The sequence below is a fragment of the Pseudomonas sp. LB3P14 genome (assembly GCF_054898045.1).
The window spans coordinates 7,069,464-7,090,478 of the sequence record NZ_CM142714.1; the positions used below are offsets into that span (position 1 = coordinate 7,069,464).

Genomic DNA, 21,015 nt, shown 5'->3' on the forward strand with positions numbered 1-21,015 from the left:
ATCCCTGTGGCGAGGGAGCAAGCACCCTCGTCACAAGTCCCTCGCTAGTCCTGCGGATCGATGTTGTCCAGCGCCCGATTCACCGCCAGCTCCCCCAGCATGATGATTTGCGCAATACCCAACAGGGAGTTGCGACTCGGCCCCTCCATATGATCCGCCAGGTCCATGGTCATGACATTGGCCGAGGCCAGCGACTCGCAAGCGTGGGCCAGTAGGGTTTCCGTATCGAGCTCCGGATTGACGGTGAACATGGTGCCGGGCGTGCGCGGGGTGGCTTTGATGTGGGTGGCCAGGTGGAGGTAGTGATCGAGGGAGCGGTGGGCGGCTTCGTGGAGTTTTTTGGAGTCGAGGGAATCGTAGGGGGAAACGTCATCGGTTTCCGGAGGATTGGGTGTGGCTTTGAACATGGTGATGCTCCTTGATTGATAGGGCCGCCACGGTTCGCTGCGAAACGAAGGAGGGTGGCAGCTGTACGCAGGTTCGCAGGCCGGGAATCAAGGAACCCGGCAGACCCGAAGATCTCCCGCGCACAGCCGCCATAACGCAATGCAGTAGACGAAAAAAAGCGCCAGCTGAAAGGAAACGGTGGCGCTATGCGCCTTGATTGACCTGGGCTGCGAAACCCGACCACTGATGGGCAGTGGCAGGCAAACGATAGAGCCCCAGACCCAAGGCGCACAAGCCGGCGGATTCTGGCGCAGTCGTAGGCAATGGCGCAAGGCTGTGTAGCCTGAGTGAGTATCTGAAGGTGTCTATTAAACATCGCCGTTCATGCTCACTTTGATGGACAAATAAATGTGTCCGCTTTGCGGCCAGATCCACGTGGACAATCGGTAAGAAACGAGCTCAGGCTCGTTACATCGGCTCCGGCGGCCCGATCAACCGCCCCATCACCCCAAACAACCCCAACTCCCGGATCACCTCCAACTCTCCTTTGGTCTCCACCATCTCCGCAATCAACGGCAAATCAATGCTGTTGGTCGCGCGAAAAATCGCCTCGATGAACAGCTTCTTATCACTCTGCTCATCAATGTGGCGGATGTAGGCACCGTCGATTTTCAAGTAAGCCAGCCCCAGTTGGGCCAGGTTGCCGATCTGGCTGAAGCTGCCGCCGAAATGCTGCAGACCGATGCGGTAACCGGTGTTGAGCAGGCTGTGGCTCAGGCGTTGCAGTTCTTCCTGAGGGGGCAGTTGGCGTTCGTCGATTTCCAGAATCAGCAGGGGCGCGAGTTCGGGCAGCGATTCGAGCATGTCGAGGATGTGTTGCAGCTGCGCGGGATCGCGCAGGGTGCTGCCGGACAGGCTTAACGCCAGGGGCCAACGGTTGACGACGAGGTAGTCGAGGGTCGCTTCGAGCATCGCCAGGTCGAACCGCGCCGACCAGCCGAGGCGTTCGATCCACGGCAGGAAATGCCCGGCGGCTATCGCCTCGCCCCGTGGGTCGAGCAGGCGCGCGAGGACTTTGTGATGCAGCACCTGGCTGGTGTCGGCGCATTGCACGACGGGTTGGAAATACAACTGCATCTTGCCTAGGTTCAGGGCGTCGTCGATCCAGGTTTTCCAGTCGTTTTGGGACGGGTTCGGCGCGGTGTTGGAATAGGCCAAGTGGACCCACGGGCGCTCGGGATGTTGCTGGGCTTGGGTCATCGCCTGATCCAGTCGCATCAGCACGTCACTGGCGGGCTCACCGGGTTGGAAAGCGACGATCCCCAAGTGCGCCACCGGCATGCAATCGCTGGCGCCGGTCAAGCGCAGGTTTTCCAGGGTGGCGCTGATTTCGGAGGCCAGGCGTGCCGCGTCCTTGGCGTCGAGGCCTGGTGTCAGCAGGCTGAACTCGCCACCGCGATTGCGTGCCGCCAGCCAGGTGCGACGCTCCGCCAGTTGGGTCAGACGCTTGAGCAGTTCACCGACGGTGCTGATCAACGCGTCAGTGCGCTGGCCGCCCAGACGCTGGTTGAGACCGATAAGGTCGTTGATCCGCAGCATCAGCAAATGGCCGTCGCTGCTCTGCTCGGAGACCAGCAATTGGTCGTCCAGTTGTTCATCCAGCAAGCGTCGATTGGCCAGTCCTGTCAGGCTGTCCTGATAGGATTCGGCCCGCAGCATTTCACTGCGCGCGACCTCTTCGGCGAACAGCGCTTTGAGCTTCTCGACCATCTGGTTCATGGCCAGTACCACGCGTTTCAACTCCGGTGTGCGCGGCAGTTTTGGCAGGCTGAGGTACTCGCGTTTGCTGATGGCTTCGGCCTGTTTGACCATGGTGTCGAGTGGACGAAATTGCCGGCGCAGCAACCAGCCACCAAACACGGCGCTGAGCAGGCCGCACAGCAGTAACCAGATCAAGCTGCCGAGGGTGCTGTCCCAGAGTTTGGCCAGGGCGAACTGCGGGTTGCTCAGCACTTCGACCCGTGCCGCCTGCACCCAGCCACGCATGACCAGCGCTTCGCCACCGGGTGGGTGCAGGTTGACCAAACTGACAAACCAGGTGGGAACGCCCTCGATTTTCGCCGATACGCTGCGCTCCACCAGCACCTGCTCATTCACGATGTTGATGACTCGGATGCTGCTGAAATAGCCACTGTCGAATATCGAGCTGACCATCAACTCGATCATCGCCGGGTCATCGATCTGCGCCGTCAACGACAAACCCAACGCCGTGGCGGCGTCCTGGGCGTGGGAGCGCAACTGGCCGAGCATCTGGTCGCGAGAGCTTTCCAGGCTGACAAAAAAACTGCCGCTGAAGGCCACCAGCAAGAACAGGCAAATGGCGAGAAACAACTGTTTGCGCAGTGACATAAAACGCTCCTTGCAATGGTGGCTAGCCGTCACCCACGGCGAACCCTTCGGCCTGCATCTTTTTCAATACGTCCTGCCAGCGCGACAGGTTTTTCGAGTCGCTGCTGCGTTGACTGCCATTGGCTCCCGGCAAGTACAGGCCTTCGGCGTTGAAGGCGTACACCGGCAGCAGGTCTTTGCGTTGGGAGGCGGGGCGGATTTCGCCGATCAAATTGTCCAGCACCAGCGGATCGGCCGTGGGGCTGTTGTAGAACGTCAGCACCATGTGCGCCTGGTTCTGGGTCAGGGCTTTGACGTAGGTGATGCGCAGTTTCTCGCTGGAAATCCCGAGGTGGCGCAGGCTGAAATATTTCGCCAGTGCGTAGTCCTCGCAGTCAGCGGCGCCCTTGATCAAGGATTCGACGGGCGTGGCCCAGTAATCGGTCTGATGCCAGATGCGGGTGTCGTCCAGAAAGCTCAGTTGCTGATTGAAGAATCGATTGACCGCGTTCAGTTGCTCGCGCTCGGGGGCGTTGACTTCGCTTTGCAGCATCTGACCCCAGGCCTCGATCCGTCCCCGTCCCGAGCCGAGGGTGCCGTAGCGGTTTTCGGCGGTTTGCAGAATCTGCGCAAAATCCCAGTCGGCCCAGACACTGCCCAGCCCGGCCAATAGAAAAGTGATCAGCAACAGCCATCCACCGAGCCGAAGTCGGAGCGTTGACCATCCTGGACTACGCGGACTGCGGGACATGTCTGGCCGCTCGGGTGCAGATGCCTGAAGTCTAGGCGGTGTTTTCAGCCAGGCAGGACAGATTGTCGGGTTAGTACGCGGACTAGCAGCTGGCAAAGCTCCGTGATTGATTGAGCCGCCACGACCATTGCTAAACAAGTAAAGGTGGCGGCTGTACGCAGGTTAGCGATCCGGGTTACAGAAACCCCGGGGAGACCCGAAGGTCTCCCACGCACAGCCACCGTTACGCAAAGTGCAGACAACGAAGACTTTAATTGAGACTGGGCATTGTTGCGTCTGTATGGAGCCGGATCGCTAAACCCGATCGCTGATTAAATAAATCCGTCACCTTTTTCCATAAACACTATTCAACAAGCGTCTCAGAATTAGCTGAAACGACAAAACCCGCCCTCCCGGTTTAACAGGAAGGCGGGCTTTCATGGTTGGGACTGGTAAATAACTGCGTCCCCATTTTTTTCCCCATTTTTTGCGTCCCATTTTTTTGCTATGACGCTGTTGGGCTTGTCGGTATTTCCCCGCCGGTGTTCATGGGCCCACTACCCGTACGGTGAATGGCGAGGTGACTCCGGGGAAACCATAGTCCTCAAATGTGTATGATTGACGACGGAGAGCTGACAGGTGGAAACTTTCGAGGGACCAAGTTGTAGCACCCTCTGGGATGGTGATTATCCACCTGCTATTTCCGGGTTGTCCATCAGGGTATGCCAATGTCACCATTCCGGTCCGCGCTGGGCCCGGGGAACATGTGCCCGACCACTGGAAGTGCCCGCTCGCGAGGTCTCCCTCTTGTAGCGTTCTCATTTTTATCCCGTCATAACACCGTGTCATGACTATTGGGCGTCCAATGACCACTGTGATAGTTCGTGCCGGGGTGGACACCGGGTTGCTGCCGTAGAGACCCTTTGCGGTGAAGCTGTACGCCCCTACTTCCAAACCGGTGATCTGTTTGGTCCAGATGCCGCCGATCGCCGGCGCCGTGCCCTTGGACACAATGCCATCGAAGATCTCCACCTGGTGGCCGTCGCTGGCCGTGCCGCTCAGGGTCAGCGTGGTGTCGACCGTGCTGTTGCCGTTGGGGATGTCGACGCCGTTCGCACCCTTGACCGATGCGATGGTCGGCGTGGTGGCCGGCGTCACCGTCAGCGTCCTGGGCACTGACACCGCTCCTGGAAGATACAACGCTTTGGCGGTGAAGCTGTGGAGTGCGGCGGTCAGGCTCGCGACCACCAGCGTCCAGATACCGGTAACCAGATCGGCCGTTGGCTGATCTTTGGAGGTCTGTCCATCAAGCACGTCGACTTTCTGGCCCTTGGCGGCGACCCCGATCAGGGTCACGCTGGTTTCTACGGTGAAGCCGGTGTTAGGGATTTCGACATTGCTCGGCAAACCCTTGGCCGAGGTGATGGTCGGCGCGGTGGCCGCTGTCACCGTCAGGGTGCGTGGGTCCGAAGTCTGCTCTGAACCGTACTTGGCCTTGGCGGTGAAGGTGTGGAGTGCAAGGCTCAGACCCATGACGTCTTTGGTCCATACACCGGTGGTCGGATGGACATCGGCTTCGCCCTCGCTTGTCCGGCCGTCCAAGATCTCCACCTTCTGGCCCTTGCTTGCGGTGCCGGTCAGGTTCACGGTGGTGTCGACGGTGATTCCACCGGGGAGGATCTCGACATCTTTGGAGTCTGCAATTCGGGTAATGACCGGTTTCACATCCTCCACCGCATTGATGGTGTAGGTGCGTAGCGGGAACGTCACCGCCTCGGGCTCATTCTGGCTGCCACCCAACGCAGCCTTGAATTCAAGGGTGAATGGCGTGGCATGCTTGAGCTCCTTGAGCTCGTTCAATGTCGCGGGCGGGATCGCGTACTCGTACTTTCCGGTGGTGAGCCAGGCCTGGCTGGTTATTGAAGTCGGCGGTTGCCAGAGGAGTTTTTCATACGCCGTGCCGTTAGCCAACGTCCCTCTGATCCGCAGCCACACGTATTGCCTCAGGGCAATCAGCGGCCAAATGGGCGCATGGATTGTGGCACTGGTGCTGATCGCATTCAGGTCCAGCTCCTGCCCGTCACCGTTGTTGGCCGCCTGGAGGATCTTCGGTACGTTTGAAAGATCCAGAATCAGCGACTGTACCGCCAGGGGGCGGATTTGCGACGGTAAAGGCGCGTTATTGCCTCGTTTTACCGTGTAGCTCAAAGCCACATCTTTATCCAGGTTGAAGGCCACCACGCCATTGTCGAGCGGAATTTCCTGCTCACCGAGGTTCTGCACGATTTTTGGTGGGGCGGTGTATGAGCCCGCCGCTGGCGTGCCCGGCGCACCGGTGAAGGTGGCAATGATTTCGTCCAGGAGGGCAATTTCGGGGTAATTCACCAAGGCGGTCAGGGCGTCCTTTGCCGCATTCGGGACAAGCGTGGTGTCGTTTGGCGCTTCCTTGATACGCGGTGCGGTCAGCTCTAGCTCCACGCCAACCCTGAACTCCAGCACATCGGAATAACTGGTGGGCCGTCCATCCGCCCATACGATGGAGTACGACGCCTCTACAGTGCCACCTTCATTGCCCTTGATCAGCTCAGCCTTGATGGTGAACGGTACTTCCTGGCCGGCGGTGAACGAGGACAGTTTTACCGAGTCTTCATCCGGGCCGGTTTTCGAGCCCTCCCACAGGCGGAACACCTCGTCATCCTTGACCGTGTTCAGGTATTCCACGGTCAGCGTGGTGCCGACGGTGTCCGGCGGCAATACCCCGTTGACCACGCCTTGCACCTTCGGCTCCGGCAGTTCTGCTTTTGCTTCTCCGACTCGCAGCGTGTCGGCGTGAATCGATTCTCGGATGGCGTGGGTAGCGTTGACCCGGTTCATCGTACCGAGCACCTTGTCATCGTTCAGTAGGTGGTAATACAGCTCCAGCGTACCGCCTTCGATCGATTTGAGATGCACGCCAGCGACGTTGATCATCAAGGGCAGCGCGGCATCGATTTCACCCTGGGTGATCGGGCGCAGCGCCAGATCGGGCAGGTAGGTGCTCAGATCGGGGCGGGTGCCGAGCCAGAACAGCTTGATCGCCTGACCGGCAACGAAAATTGTATCAAACGGAATCTGGATGCGTGCCTGGGCAAGCTCCGGGTCGATGGCCCCTTGTAACGCGTCCAGGGCGATCGGGGCCGCCAATCGCTTGACCTCGCCGATGGCGCTGATGAACTGGGTCTTGGAGCGCAGGTCGGCGGAATTGTCGGCTTTTTGCAGGCGAACGGAAAAGGCGATCTGGGCCTTGGCCAGTTGCCGCAGCGCGGCATTGGGAATCTTGATCTCGGGGATGCTCGGCACACTGGTCAGGGCGGCGCCGGGAAACTCGCTGTCAATCGGCGGCCCTTCCACCGGCGTGCCCTTGACCCGGACGAAGGGGATGTCTCCCACCTGGAACTTGCTGGTGTCCACGGCGAGGATCTGCGCCGTGCCGTCGGCATCGCCCAGCTTGTCGACGTCCAGTACGTTGTTCACCGCCTGCTTGAGCAACGGCGCGCCCAGCCGCTCCGCGTCGACCGCCACCACGACGCGCTGCTCTTTGCTCCAGTCCTCGGACCGGTTGTCGACCAGATCGTAAACCTCAAAGGCCACGGCCAGACCGGCGTCGTCCGAGTCGCCAGCTTCGCGGATGTCCTCCTCGCTAACGTGCAAGATGATCGGCGCCTTGCCGTCGGCCTGATCCTGGGTCAGCGGATCGCTGACCACGAACACGCCGCCCCAGCTCACCTGGATCACGTCGCCGGCCGCCGCGTTGGGATAGGGCTGCGACCCGTCGGCAGAGGGCCCGATCGTGATTGGCACACCGGCGGCGACGTTGTCCTTGTCGATGCCCCCCTCGAGGATCTCCTTGGGGATGGTCATGATCAGCTGCGAATGGCCCGGTTCGTCGTTGCCATCATGGCCGCCGGGGCGGTCGAGCTTGACCAGCACCTCCATCACTTCGGACGGCTCGGCCACCTGGCCCAGCCGGGTGACGGCGTAGGACAGGTCGGACCTGCCATTGCTGAAACGGGCCGGCGCAATGAACATCGACAGCGTCGTGCCGACCTCGTTAGCGTCGACGGTTTCCTGAGCCACCTGCTGACGACTCTTGAATATCACCAGCTTGTCGCCCACGTTCATGGCCCCCCACGGCCCGGCGCGGCACAGGAGGCCTTGTTGGGGGAAGTTGTCCTTCACGGCAGCGATGTTGAGGCCCCAGACCGTGGGGGCTTCCGACACCGGGCCGGTGCGGCCGGGAATGTCGAGTTCCTTGAGAACGAGCGGGGTTGCACCGGATGGGCCGTTGGTGGTCATGCTGGAGACTCCGATCGAGGGCTGGCGATGGAGTGATTTAATGCGAGGGGGGCAGGGTTGGCTACTGTCAGAAATAACAGGTACGAGGGGTTTTGCGACGAACGGTCGATGCGCGACTTTTGGTGCAGGCACAAAAAAACGGCCAGTCATGGGCCGTTTCGTGTTGAAGCGTACGCGTAGGTTAAACATTTCTGTTTAAGGGAGCCGTAGGACTGGTTGCGGTATCAATTTCAGACGAGCGGTAGCAATACCTGTTATTTCTGACAGTAGCCAGCTTCTGGAGGGGGGCATTAAATGATGCCATTCGGTTAGCACGAAAGTGGTGCTGCCCAAGCACCTCCTCAAGGAAGGTATGAAATGGCGACGTCTGACAAACCCGGAGATCAGCCGCAGGGCGATGACGTATCGCCCGCCGCTATTGCGATGGAGAAACCTGATATCCCGGCAATCATTGATCCGGCTGATCCACGGGGGTTACTGCCCCTGACGGCATTGGGTGAGGATCTGACGGCAATGTTCATGGAGTTTGGCCGCGGGACCACGCCGGGCGAGGAAGATCTGGTCGAGTTGGGTTTCATGCATACAGGGGATGACTTCGATCCCGTCGCCGAGCGGTGGTATCCAACGAGCGATCTCATCGATTTCCCGCAAACCCTCAAAGTGCCTCGGCATCGATTGGTGCAGGGCGTTTATGAAGTGGCTGTAAGGATCTCCATCTATGGCGTCAACCCGGTCGAGGGCGCGCGGAAAACCTTGACCATCGACACCACCAAGCCCAACTACGGTAATCAACCGCTCGCTGCAGTGTTTCCGAGCGAATTGAACGGCACGATCACCGAAACGTACCTCGCGCAGGAGGGCGAGGTCAGAGTCGACGTGCCTTGGTACATCGACGCCGAAGCCAAAGATCGCGCGCCGTATTTCTGGACCGATAAAGACACGCCTCCCGACAGTGAATTACCTATCCGGGAACAGGAGTTCAGCGCCCAGGATATTGCCGACAAACGACTGCGCATCACCGTGTATGCCGATGAAATTCGCGCCTGGGGTTCGGGTAAGCGTTTCCTCTACTACTTCCTGAGGGACCTGGCTGGAAATATCGGGCCCAAATCCTATCTGGCGGAGATTGACGTTGACCTGTCGCCCGCGCCGGGAGCCTTGCCTCCGCCCAGGGTGGATCTACCCAGAGGGTTGGTGGATCGACAACAGGCCCGCGATGGTGTGAAGGTGTTAATCGATAAATACGATTTTGCGGATCCCGGGCATTGGGTTGCCACAGTTTGGGATGACACCCCGCTTGCCGAGTTCCCCGTCGATCCTTCAGCCTTTCCGCTGGATGCCACGGTGCCTTGGCCAACGCTGCACGCCAAGGGCGACGGGCCATTGCGGGCCAAGGTTTACTACAAGATTCGCCAAGGTTCCTCATATGGGCCGCCCTCGCCGGATATTTCGGTGGCGGTCAACCTGACGCTGGCGGGTCAGGATCACAACAAGGCGCCGGCACTGGTCAATGAACAACTCGCGCGACTGGAGGCGTACGGGGAAAAGTCCGGCATCAGAGACACCTTGTTGACCGAAGACCACGGCTTCCCGGCCAAAATTCGGCTCGACTTGCACGACGATCCAAAATACGGAGAGACGGTGGAGTTTTTCTGGGGAAGTTACCCCGGGCCAGTCGCTCGCTATGACGTCAAGGCAGGCGATGTGGTGGGGCAGCCGATCGAGGTTACGGTTCCATGGGAGGTCATCGACACCGATAAACAAAATCCGGCGTTACCTGTTTATTGCAAGACGAGCAACGGCGTAAACGAGCAGCAGTCGCTGCCGACTCCGGTCGAGGTGAACATTGTCCTGATCGAAAACCTGAAGGAACCTGTGTTTCCTCACGCCGGAAAAGAGGGCGTACTCCATTGTTGTGCAAAACCGCGGCTTTGGGAGGGCGTGACGGTCAGAGTCCTTGCTGATCCCCGTATTGAACAAGGCGACAGGATTGTTCTGGTCTGGCAGGGCTGTAGGGGCCCAAATGGAACTGATCCCATATCGGGGGCTTACGCTGAAATTGTTAAACATCTCGTGTCCCTGGTACCCGGCGAAGATATCGATATCGTCGTAGAGGATTACGACAAGTTGATTTCACCCATGGTGAATTACGGCTCCGGGCTGGCTTATTACAGACTGGAAAAAAGTAATGGCGGTCGTGGGCGATCCCGACCGGACTTTGTAGTGATCAATCGCACGATGCCAAGCGGAAGAATATGTTCGCCGACAAATGATCTGTGTGACGAAAACTGAATGGCGTTCGATGTAACAATGAAGAGAATGTCCGGAGTCTGTCTTGATAGTCAGCAGTAGGTGCAGATGGCCTGGCGCGTCTATTGATAAGGAGAAAAGGCAATGACCAATTTGACCGTGTTATCCGCAGCAGAACTCGCTCGCAGGAAGTTGTATATCTTCCGCGAATCATTGCAGCGCAAGGTTATCGATGCACCCATTGTAGATAATCTACTGCCTGCCATTCCAGGAGATGATATTGAAAAACTCCAGTCGAGTCGTCAGGGGGCAGATTGCGATGTGATTATTACAGGCGTGCAAACGCCTCCTGGAGCCACGCCGGGTGATACGTATATTGCGTTGATGAAAGATGGATTAGCGATAACGGAATATCTAGAACTTCCAATGCCTCCTGATGATCCTTACACCATGATATTGCCCGGGAAAGAAACAGCCACTCCCGGAGTATTCCGCTTGAGTTATCAGACTCTCTATGCGAGCAACTCGGTTACCTCTGGTGAGTCCGAGTTTTTCATCGACCCCTTTGCGCCAAATCACGGAGCTCCAGGCGCAGAACCAACTCCTCCACCTGAAGTGGTCAACGGTGTGGTCACTCGTGAAATTCTGGAGGCTTTGGATGGTATAAAAATGACCTCCGACTTTCCTGATGACATGAAAGCGGGAGATATATACACCTGTTACTACGGGAAAAGTGATCCAGGCGCCGTTGTTGGAATATTTACGGTCACGGATGATTTTACTTTACCGATTGAAGTGACAATTCCCAAAAATATGGTTTTATCGGCTGGCGACGGACCGTTTATTGCTTATTTCAAGTATGCAGACCGTGTGGGAAATATCGGCCCTTCTTCCATGCCCTTCAACTTTTCCATTCGTCTGACCCCGGCGCCCAGTGGATTACAACCTCCGGAAGTTCCGGAACACGATGATGGCTTAGTTAATAGGAAGGATGCTTATCCCGATGTGGCGGTGGTCATTCCGACTTTTGATAACGGATTGCCGGGAGATAAGGTTGAAGTAACCTTCAATAGCATTCCCCAGCCACTCATACCAACAGACGGCACCGCCGAAGTGATTGTCGATGTGCCGTTTGCGGATGTGGCGGCAGGGGGTGACGGTCCGAAAAAAGTCGACGTAACCTATGTGATCGTACGAGATAAGGACCGGTATCCAGAACCGGTGGGCGAAAAAGTAGACATCGACTTGAATCTCGCGGGTCCGGTCAATCCTGAACCCGATCCGGATTTGGGTAACCCGAACCTGGTTAAACTTGTGGTGAAAGGCTCGACCGCCGATGACACGCTGGTGGAAGGCGACGTCGGCACTACTGTCGATATAGACCTGACAATTTATGCCGGTTACAAGGCTGGCGACATTGTCGACCTTGAATGGGAGAAAGTGATCGTACCTCCTCCGGAGGGACGTTATGAGGTGATAGGGGACGAAGCTGTAGATTTTAAAATCCCCTTCACACTCCCTTCGCCAGTATTTGAAGCAACCGGGAACGGCACTAGGCAAGCGCGTTATGTGATTACCAATCCGCCTATCAACGGTGAAAACAGAAACCCGTCACCACCCACCGACGTCGATGTTTATATCTTTCCCGTGACGCTGCCCGATCCTGTCCTTCAGAATTTGTACACCAATCCGGCTGGCCGTAAGTATCTTGATTGCAGTTCGCTGCGAGATATACCGGTTGTGGGTAAGGCAGCGATCGTGAGAGTGGCCGGCGGTGGGTCACTGGCAGATGCAATGGTGCTGGACTTTGTATGGTCCGGGGTAACGGGCGCACCGGGCAGTCCTCCTGTTTCTGATTATCTATTTCAGAAAACATTGGGAAATGGGGAACATATCAACGGATTTGATGTTTATCTGCCGTTCGCCCTCGCGCTTAAACCAATCAAGGATGGTACAGGGAAAATTATTTACTCCACGTCAATTAATGGAAAAACCCATACTTCCAATTTTCAAGAGGAAAGAGTTGTCATGATCGATTTTAATGGTGGCTTCTGCCCAGGCACTTAGAAGTATTAACGTCTTATCTTGCTCGGAGGTGGGGGCGCTTTCCCACCTCTCTCACTCCTACATTTACGCGGATAAATTCTCATCACATTGAGGATTAGTCCTACAGAACAAAAGCTTTTCTCCTTGTACTCTGCGCCGGAATTTCTCATGTCTTCCGACGAAGGCGTGTCTCGCTCATACGTTAGAAGGATTTACCATGGAAGCCTGTCTACGGTTGTTTCCGTTTCAGACAATAAGAAAGTCTCTGGTCTGGCTGATCTTGCCTTCGACCCTGTTATCGAGCCCTGTGGTGGTTGCATTGACCCCCATTGATGCGGGTCAAATCGTGGACATTGATCAAAACACCCCTATGGACAACTACATCGGCCGTAATGGAGGTGTGTTGAACTCCAATGGAGCGAACACTTTTGAGGTATTGATCAACAGTGATGCGAAGTTCAATGCCGTGGGCGGTACCTATACAGGGCGGCTGGGTAACGCCGGGGTCAGTATCACCAACGCCAGCGGCAACTTGAGTAATGCCACTGTGACCGGAAACCGCATGGGCATGCTCATCAACCGCGTCAGTGGTACCACGACAGGTTCGAGCGCAGTGATCAGCGGCAGCCGGATCACTGGTGTAAACGCAGGGATTGAAACCGGCGGCGGCAGTCTGATTCAACTGACCGATACCGACGTTACCGCCAGCGGGACGACCGGCATCGGTCTGAACTCCTTCGGCGCCGACGTAAGGGCCAAGGGCGGCAGCATTACCGGAGGCGCGAACGGCGTTCGGCTGCGAGCCGACTCGGAAGGTGTCGGGGACGGCGCCAACCTGACATTGGACAATGTCCAGGTTCAAGGGCAGAGCGGATCGGCGATTCTCGCTGACTCCGGCGTGACAACGCAGATTCAGGTGCTGAACAACACTCGCCTGCTCGCCGGCAACAACATCCTGCTCGACGTCCAAGGTGCTTCCACCGCCGCCATGACCGTCGCCAACAGCACCCTGCAAGGCAACATCAACGTCGCCGGCAGCAGCACGGCCAACCTCACTTTCGATCAGGGCCAGATGACCGGCGATGTGCTGGTCGAAAGTGGCTCGGCGGCCAATGTCACCTTGCAGAACAGTTCGCAGTTCACGGGCCGTCTCGATAAGGTCAACGGCGTCACCGTCAACAGCGGATCGGTTTTGACACTGACCGGCAATGACAACGTAGGTGCGCTGGCCATGAGTGGCGGGACGGTCCGTTTCGGTGCGCCGGACGCGCCGGGCAAGTTCTACCAGTTGAACGTCGGTACGCTGGCCGACTCTGCTGATGGTTCAAGTGTTTTCGTGATGAAGGGCAACTTCGCAACGGGCGAGCGCGACTTCCTTAATGTCGGCAGTGCGACAGGGCAGTTCGGATTGCAGGTGGCGGCTTCGGGTCTGGACGCGGTCAATCCCCAGCAACTGACGCTGGTGCACGCGGCGGCCGGCGATGCGCAATTTTCCCTGGTGGGCGGACGATCGGATCAGGGGGCCTGGTCTTACGGTCTGGCCCAGCGCTCCGACGGTGCAACAGGCACTGAATGGTTTCTCGATCCGACCACCCAGACCGTCAGCCCCGGTGCCCGATCGGTGTTGGCGCTGTTCAATACGGCGTCTACAGTCTGGACCGCCGAATTGGCCTCGGTGCGCAGTCGTATGGGCGAGTTGCGTTTCAACGGTGGACAATCGGGGGCCTGGATTCGCACGTACGGCAACAAATACAACGTGGCCGATGGCTCTGGCGTGGGTTATCAGCAGACCCAACAGGGGCTTTCCCTGGGGGCCGATGCCCGGTTGGGTGACAGCCAAGTGTTGCTCGGCGTGCTGGGTGGCTTCAGCGAATCCGACCTGAACCTTGATCACGGCACGTCCGGCACCGTCAAAAGCTACTACGTCGGGCCTTACGTCACCTGGCTGGACAGCGACACCGGCTACTACTTTGACGGTGTGCTCAAGTTCAACCGCTTTCGCAACGAGTCCAAGGTCAGCTTGAGCGACGGCAGCCGCGCCAAGGGCGATTACGACAACTGGGGCATCGGCGGTTCGGCGGAGTTCGGCCGGCACATCAAACTTGCCAATGGTTACTTCATCGAACCGTTCACCCAGTTCTCGGCAGTGCAGATCCAGGGCAAACGCTACAGCCTGGATAACGACCTGGACGCCGACGGCGATCGCACGCGTTCGTTGCTGGGCAAGGCGGGCGCCACCTTCGGACGCAACATCGGGTTCGGCAATGGCGGTGTCGCGCAACCGTATGTGCGAGCGGCCATTGCCCACGAGTTCGCCAAAAACAATGAGGTGCGGGTCAACAACAATGTGTTCAATAACGACCTGTCGGGTTCACGCGCCGAGTTCGGGGCCGGTGTAGCGGTGGCCTTGTCCGAGCAGTGGCAGGTGCATGTCGATCTGGATTACGCGAAGGGTGAGCATATTGAACAGCCGATGGGGGGGAATGTGGGGTTGAGGTATAGCTGGTAAGTCGTTAGTCCTGTGATCGAAAAGCCGCTGCTCCTTTGCTGAGCAAGCGGCTTTTTTGTGCCTGGCTCTTACGCGCGTCGAATACCATAGCCAAGGGCGGTACCGCCTCCAAAGGGGAGGTCGAGTCGGGTATCTGTCTGACCGGTTGCCGGGTATATCACCATCCTCTTGCCGATACCGCCGGAGTCAGATGCCCAGCACCATCCCTGATAGTTGGGTCTACCGCTGTAGATATTGATCAATGCACGCCATTCCGCCAGGGAAGGGATTCTTCCGCCCATGGAAGCGGCAGTGTTGGCGCAATGAACGTACGTACTGAAGTGGCCCGTGCCAAACTCCCTGTCTACGTTCGACGTTGCCACGTTATAACTGGCCGTTTGACCCACATTGTCCATGGCAGTGATGGTTGCAGAGCCGTTGCCACTGGAAATGACGCGACCGGATGACGCGTTAACTTCTGCGATGTTGCTGTTGCTCGAGGAATACCGGTACGGAGGCACACCGCCGCTGGCCGATCTGTCGCCAAAGGTACCCGCGGCAGGACTGGACGGTGTATCGCCACTCCTGAAGTGCCATGCGCTGAGGTTCATCGTCGCCGTATTGATAGTCAGCGGCGGAATCGGCGAGATAACCCTGAAGGCACGCGCATTCGAGAACTGTCCGGTACTGACTGCTTTTGCCGTGATCGAGTGACTGCCCAGGCTGACCCCCAGCGTCGTGCTCCAGGCGTTACCGACAGCGCGGACTGTGTGTCCGGGGGCGCCGTTGTCGTGGATCTGCACTTCATGGTTGGGTGTGACATTACCCCGCAGAGTGACCGAGGTGCTTTTGGTTTCCTGGCCCACTTCTCTCAAACCGTCATGCACGGACGTGAGAGTCGCCGGGGTGTGCGCGGCGACGGTGAAGTTTCTAAGTTGGCTTTCGACCGGATCCACGACATACAGCGCTCTGGCAGCAATGCTGTGTGAGGTAATAGCCAAACCGGTGAAGGTAGCACGCCATTGCCGATTGGTATCGACGGTGACAGGTGGCCCGACTGCTACGCTTTTGTTGTACATCTGGATCTGTTCTTTCGGCGTGGCCTCGCCCAGCACGGTCACCGTAGTGTCATAGGTGGTTCCACTGGGAGCCACCGTCCCGACCGAGTCATTCACTGAAGTGATGGTCGGGGAAATGTGGGCGGCGGGCGTGAAGACCCGAGGCGGGTCAGACACTGGTTCGCTGCCGTACTCGCCCTTGGCTGTCACGCTGTAGCGTTGTAGCAACAGATTGTTGAAGACGTATTCCCAGTCACCGCTTGCTTTGACGTCCACCGTATTTATCGGACTGGCCCCATTCCTAAGTGTGATCTTTTCGTTCGGACTGGCTTTGCCGTACAGGGTGACGGTCTTGTAATAGGTCGTACCGTCTGCGTCGACATCGCCTCTGATGTCGGCCACACGAGAAATCGTCGGGGTGACGGCTTGGGCGACATCGAAGGCGTAGCGCGGACTCAATGGTGGCTCGATGTCATACAGCGCTTCGGCATTGAGTACATAAGGCTTTACCGTTAACCCGGACAGGGTATGCCGCCAGTTACCGTCGGCGTTGACAGGCAGCTCGATGACCGGGGATTTGCTATCCAGAAGCCGAATCCTTTCGTTCGGTGTCGCGATGCCTTCTATCTGAACGCTGTTGTCGTAAGTAGTTGTTCCGGGTTTGACGATGCCTCTGGAGTCGCTGACTTTGAGAATCTCCGGTGTTTCAGCGAACTTGACCTCAAAGGTTCTGGGGTCGCTGGTCACCGGATCGGCGTCATACAGCGCTTTGGCGGTGATGCTATAGGTTTTTTCGGTCAAGCCGCTGATTATGCGGGTCCAGACGTTGTCATCACCCACGCGGGCGGTGCCAAGAGGTGTCAAAAGTGCATCGAACAGCTCGACGGTTTCTCCGCGGGTTGCGGTGCCCTTGACGGTGACTTCTTTATCGCGGGTTTTACCGCCCTCATCGACGTCGCCACGAGAGTCGGTCACCCCGGTGATCTTAGGTGTCACGTAGTCGTAGCGGGTTCTGATCGTCAATTGAAGCTGTGGAAAGGTGATGGCCTCGCCTTCTTTCTCACCGCCATCGAACGCGATTTTGCAAACCACTATCGCCGGTGTGGAGTGGCCCAGTTTCATCAATTCGGTTCTGAGCAGCGTTTCGTCAAGGCCGATGGCGACTTGCGCTGCGGTAATTTCCACGCCGTCGAGCAGCTTGATGATGTAATCGACCCCCGAAGTTGTCTTGCCTTCCAGTCGTAGCCAGAGCCGCTGTTTGAGTGCAATGTACGGCCACAGGTCAACAAGTGTTTTGGCATCCCCGCTGAAGGTCATCATATCCAGAACGTTGACGGTTGCTTGCAGCACGCGAGGGTGGGGCAATTCGGTTTCGGGCTTCTGGAACGCCAGCACCCTCAAGCCCAATGATTCCGAATCGGTATCGTAGCCATAGCGGCGCACGACGTAACTCACATCCACCTCTTTGTTGATGTTGGGTCCCACAACCGTTGCGGGTAGATGAAACCGCACGCTGCCACTGGTGTGCCCGGGCAGTTCCAGATCCTGCGAGGTGCCCGCGCCAGGGGTTCCGACCCATTTCAGGCGAATGATATCGAGGGCCGCATCCATGTTTTCGTAGCTGACCTTGACGTCGACTCCGTTCAGCCCATCGATCGGATCAAGTATTGCTTGCGGCGCTTGCTCGACCTCCGCTGGAGGCAATTCCCCCACCAGCGACCCTATCAGCAGATCCAGAGTGGCGGAGTGACTGTATAAGCCTGTAGCGGCGTGCTTCAGCGAATAACGCACCTTGACATACTGCCCGATATTGATCGTGACAAACTTCGCGGCCACTCTGAAACGCAGCGGTTTGCCTGCGGTCAGTGACGTGATGGGCACCCAGTCGCTGGTACTGCCGATCGGGCTGATGCTCTGCCAGTAGTACGTCAGAATGTCGTCCTTTTTTGTTCCGGGGTATTCGATCAACACGTGGACGATGTCGAACACTCTGGAAGGATCAAGCACATCCGGCGGGTCGGCTTCCTCCACTCTGGGCACCGGCAGCGTGGCGGTGACTTTTTCCACCTTGGCCAGCAAGTGTTCGGATTCACTGACTCCGTAGAGCGCTACCTCGTCATTGGATACGGTGTAAGAAAGGTCGAGGCTGCCTTTATCGAGCACGCTGATGTGCTCTTTGTCGACGTAAACAGTAAAGCCGCCTTCCTTGGCCTCGTTGTCGCTGACGATGTGGTCATCTTCATGCAGATAAGTCTGGCCACTGAATGTTTTACCTAACCAGTGATAAACGACCAGATCGCCACTGGCTATTCCCGGATACTCGATGTCCATGGTTGCGTAATCCAGGTCAGACTCGAGTGTGTCGCCGAGTAACTCGCGAATCGTCGGTTCGGGCAACATTAAAACGTCACCCACAACATCAGCGAACCGACGCTTGGAGGACAACGGCGGACTGTCGTCTACTTTAGTCAGAACGTAGGAGGCATCCGCCCGGCCCATGGCGATGGCGCGAACATCCGCGTAAGGCACCTTGAACTCCATGATGCTCGGAATGTTCGCTACCGTTTTAAACTCGGTGCGAATCAGTGGCTTACCGGTGAATGGCGTGCCGATCCAGGTCATCTTCACCGTATCGCCCAGAGCAAAGTCGGTGCCCTGGATATGGATCTGCACCGTGACGTCCTGTTTGTTCAAGTCCTTGATCGTGATGGTGCCGTTGATCGATTCCATGATGATCGGTGCAGCGAGGCGCCAGGCGCCGACGTCGACAGCGATATTGGTTCGTTGTGAGTGCCGCACGGCCCAATTCCAGACATTGTCATGAATGTCGTACTTCACCTCCAGTTTGTCGCTGTCGCCACCGGCCAGAACGGCGTCTTGATCGACGTGGATCACAATCTGTTTCAGCCCGTCCACTTGTTCCTGCGTGAGGCGCAGGGGGGCCAGCGTGAAGCTGCCCCAACGCACGAGCACTGTATCTCGCAGGGCGATTTCCGGATAAGGCGGGATGATTACGTCAAACCCATTTTTGGCCCACTCGGCATCGACTATCCCCTGTTCGATGAGTTCTGGCGGCAGTTGCGCGATGTGCAGCTCGGAATGTCCATCCGGCAGGTGTGGGGCTTTGTCCCGCCCTCCGGGCCTGTTGAGTTTGACAAAAAGCCGCGCCGGTACCGACGGGTCGTCCGGTGTGGTTTGGCCAACGGGTGTCAACTCGTAATAGCAATCGAACCAACCGGGTGTGAACAGCGCCGCCGGCAGATAAAAAAACAGCGGTTTGTTGACTTCCCCAGGTTCTACCTCTCTGTTGAATACAATTTTGTTATCCCAATAGATGACATGTTTATCGCCCTCCTGCATGTCGAGGTACGCCAGAATCACGCACAAAATACCGTCGGCACTCTCAGAGACCACGGCGATATTGATCCCCCCGTCGCCCTCTTCAATGGGCCTGACCATGCCGCTGATCTGCAAGGGCCGCAAAACGGCCAGCGTACTGTTTTCGTGGTCGAGCGCAGGAAACAGAAAGGGACTGTTGGAGGGCATGACGAAACTCCTGATCGCGAGCGTGGCCAGTATTTCAGGCGGTTTTTTATTGGGCCTCAGGGGAGGGGGCTTGCCTACTGTCAGAACTGACAGGTGAGGGGGGTTTTTCGACGAGCGGTTGGGTTTGGGGCGCACCCTTTCTGCACTAATCAGAACGCATCGAGTTGGGCAGGAATGGGATCACGTTGGCCAGCGTCTGCGTGGTCGAGTCTTCCAGAGCCTGGTCCTTAACGTCATAACTGAAAACCGATCCCGGTGCAGCCGTAAACAGCACGCGCACGATCGGTACGAAACGGCCTGTGACCTGGAAGTAATCGCGTTGAATGTATCGAGCGCCGGCCACCCCGTCACCGGCGATGTGGGAGGGGGTGATGATAGTTATCGCTTCCAGCGGAAGTTGCTGCGGGTTGTCCTCGGTCCAGGCCGCGATGATCAGTTCATTCCAGCCCAAGGGATCATTGGCATCGGGCCGTACCGTGGTCGCCAATTGAAAGTTCTGCGCATCGGTGTTAAATGCGCAGGTTCGGGTGGGAGTGGCTGCGTAATGCTGAATCCATAATTCTTTGGTCGTTATGCCAAGCTCCTCGCACTGGCCGCCATGGGTTCTACAGATATCGGCCGAGCCGGAGGTCCCGGCGTCAAAGGGGTACAGGCAACGAACGGCCAGTGGCTTGCCGGACGGTGCGAAGGACTCGCGAACAATGAACCCTTGGGGTTTGTACGTCCGGGTCACCAGCGCGCCGTCCCTGATGAAAGTAAACGAAACGCCATTACCCTTTACGGAACTCGGGCTGGGGTTCCAGGAGTGAAACCCGGTGGAGACATCTGTCGAACGGATTAAAACACCGGTGCAGTTGAAAGACGCAGTGTTCCCCCGGCAGGTCGTTGCCTTGTCGATGGACTGCGCATTCAACTTCGCCGCTACCTGATAGCCGATGTACAACTGATCCTGCTGACTAAAACCAAACACCTTATCCGGTGCCTGGCTCAGATCCATGCGCAGGATCGGCAGCCAGTCGCGGGTGGCAATGAAGTAATCGCGTTGATCTTTCTGCGCCCCCAGCAATGCGCCGGGCTGCGTCACGTCATAGAACAGCCCTTGCAGCGGCAGTTGCGCAGGCGTTTGAGCATCCCAGTTTCTGATTTGCAGCAGCGTGGGTCTGGCTGACCAGGTGGTATCGAGCCGTTGATGCGCGATCAGGCTGGCCATGAACTGCAGCGGGTCCTGGCTGCTCAGTGAACACTGCGCTACGGGCTGGTTGCCTTGCTGCGCAAAATGCGCCAGCCATCCGTCTGCGTCTGTGACCCCCAATGCATTGCAGGAACTGACGTCCTGCGCGCTGTTTACCGCAGCCGTCCAGCCACAGCCCAAATCGGGCCGAGTGCCTTGCACCGGGAACTCGAATGGATAAGCGCAGAGTACGTCCAGCGCTTTGCCCAGCCCGATGGCGGTGAACTGATCGCTGAACACCGCACCGTATTTTTGCGTCAGGGTCCGGGTGTCGAGATCGACGCGCAGATAGTTGAAACCTTCCGCGCCCAGTTGGGTGGATTGCGCACTGTGCTTCCAGAACTCTCCTGCACCCTCACTGCCACGCAGCAACACACCGTTGCAATAGTAAGCCGGGTTGGCACCCGGACACTGGGTCGAGGTGCTCTGGTAGCGCTGGTTGAGCAAATGCGCGATTTCCGGGCCGGTGGCAGCCTGGCCGACACTGCTGAACAGCAACAACGCGAGAGACAGAATTTTTATCCGCAACGTGCCGCTTTGCATGACGCTCTCCTTA

Annotated in this window: 9 protein-coding genes; 3 read left to right on the plus strand and 6 right to left on the minus strand. The window is 57.7% G+C overall.

Going from position 1 to position 21,015, the window contains the following annotated elements:
* Window positions 1-44 precede the first annotated feature (44 nt).
* The 4 genes from ACYZT5_RS32490 to ACYZT5_RS32505 form a co-directional block, all read right to left on the minus strand.
* Entirely contained in the window at window positions 45-407 is a 363-nt protein-coding gene (locus ACYZT5_RS32490; RefSeq protein WP_462048932.1) for a DUF6124 family protein, read from the minus strand.
* 448 nt (window positions 408-855) lie between these two features.
* Window positions 856-2,796, minus strand: a complete 1,941-nt coding sequence (gene lapD / locus ACYZT5_RS32495; protein ID WP_462048933.1) for a cyclic di-GMP receptor LapD — start codon at window positions 2,794-2,796, stop codon at window positions 856-858.
* A 22-nt stretch (window positions 2,797-2,818) separates the two neighbouring features.
* Complete coding sequence (lapG, locus tag ACYZT5_RS32500; protein WP_462048934.1) at window positions 2,819-3,526, minus strand: cysteine protease LapG; 708 nt, start codon at window positions 3,524-3,526, stop codon at window positions 2,819-2,821.
* A 525-nt stretch (window positions 3,527-4,051) separates the two neighbouring features.
* Window positions 4,052-7,840 carry a hypothetical protein gene (locus tag ACYZT5_RS32505; RefSeq protein WP_462048935.1) on the minus strand — a complete coding sequence of 1,263 codons (3,789 nt, stop codon included), beginning with the start codon at window positions 7,838-7,840 and terminating at the stop codon, window positions 4,052-4,054.
* A 357-nt stretch (window positions 7,841-8,197) separates the two neighbouring features.
* On the opposite strand from ACYZT5_RS32505, the gene ACYZT5_RS32510 reads away from it, so the two are divergent.
* From ACYZT5_RS32510 to ACYZT5_RS32520, 3 genes are all read left to right on the plus strand, one after another.
* A complete protein-coding gene (locus ACYZT5_RS32510) occupies window positions 8,198-10,132 on the plus strand; it encodes a hypothetical protein (RefSeq protein WP_462048936.1) in 1,935 nt (644 codons plus the stop codon).
* A gap of 102 nt (window positions 10,133-10,234) precedes the next feature.
* Window positions 10,235-12,157, plus strand: a complete 1,923-nt coding sequence (locus tag ACYZT5_RS32515) for a hypothetical protein (protein WP_462048937.1) — start codon at window positions 10,235-10,237, stop codon at window positions 12,155-12,157.
* Between the two features lie 196 nt (window positions 12,158-12,353).
* Entirely contained in the window at window positions 12,354-14,645 is a 2,292-nt protein-coding gene (locus ACYZT5_RS32520; RefSeq protein WP_462048939.1) for an autotransporter family protein, read from the plus strand.
* Between the two features lie 68 nt (window positions 14,646-14,713).
* Here ACYZT5_RS32520 and ACYZT5_RS32525 read toward each other — a convergent pair whose 3' ends face one another.
* Window positions 14,714-19,228 (minus strand): hypothetical protein, encoded by a 4,515-nt coding sequence (locus ACYZT5_RS32525; RefSeq protein WP_462048940.1) that lies wholly within the window; start codon window positions 19,226-19,228, stop codon window positions 14,714-14,716.
* 145 nt (window positions 19,229-19,373) lie between these two features.
* Complete coding sequence (locus ACYZT5_RS32530) at window positions 19,374-21,002, minus strand: hypothetical protein (RefSeq protein WP_462048941.1); 1,629 nt, start codon at window positions 21,000-21,002, stop codon at window positions 19,374-19,376.
* Between the last annotated feature and the right edge of the window lie 13 nt (window positions 21,003-21,015).

Excerpts from the sequence above, each read along its gene's own strand:
- ACYZT5_RS32490 (WP_462048932.1), bottom strand. The coding sequence starts at position 407 with ATGTTCAAAGCCACACCCAATCCTCCGGAAACCGATGACGTTTCCCCC.
- ACYZT5_RS32525 (WP_462048940.1), bottom strand. The coding sequence starts at position 19,228 with ATGCCCTCCAACAGTCCCTTTCTGTTTCCTGCGCTCGACCACGAAAAC.
- ACYZT5_RS32530 (WP_462048941.1), bottom strand. The coding sequence starts at position 21,002 with ATGCAAAGCGGCACGTTGCGGATAAAAATTCTGTCTCTCGCGTTGTTG.
- lapG (WP_462048934.1), bottom strand. The coding sequence starts at position 3,526 with ATGTCCCGCAGTCCGCGTAGTCCAGGATGGTCAACGCTCCGACTTCGG.
- ACYZT5_RS32505 (WP_462048935.1), bottom strand. The coding sequence starts at position 7,840 with ATGACCACCAACGGCCCATCCGGTGCAACCCCGCTCGTTCTCAAGGAA.
- ACYZT5_RS32510 (WP_462048936.1), top strand. The coding sequence starts at position 8,198 with ATGGCGACGTCTGACAAACCCGGAGATCAGCCGCAGGGCGATGACGTA.
- ACYZT5_RS32515 (WP_462048937.1), top strand. The coding sequence starts at position 10,235 with ATGACCAATTTGACCGTGTTATCCGCAGCAGAACTCGCTCGCAGGAAG.
- ACYZT5_RS32520 (WP_462048939.1), top strand. The coding sequence starts at position 12,354 with ATGGAAGCCTGTCTACGGTTGTTTCCGTTTCAGACAATAAGAAAGTCT.
- lapD (WP_462048933.1), bottom strand. The coding sequence starts at position 2,796 with ATGTCACTGCGCAAACAGTTGTTTCTCGCCATTTGCCTGTTCTTGCTG.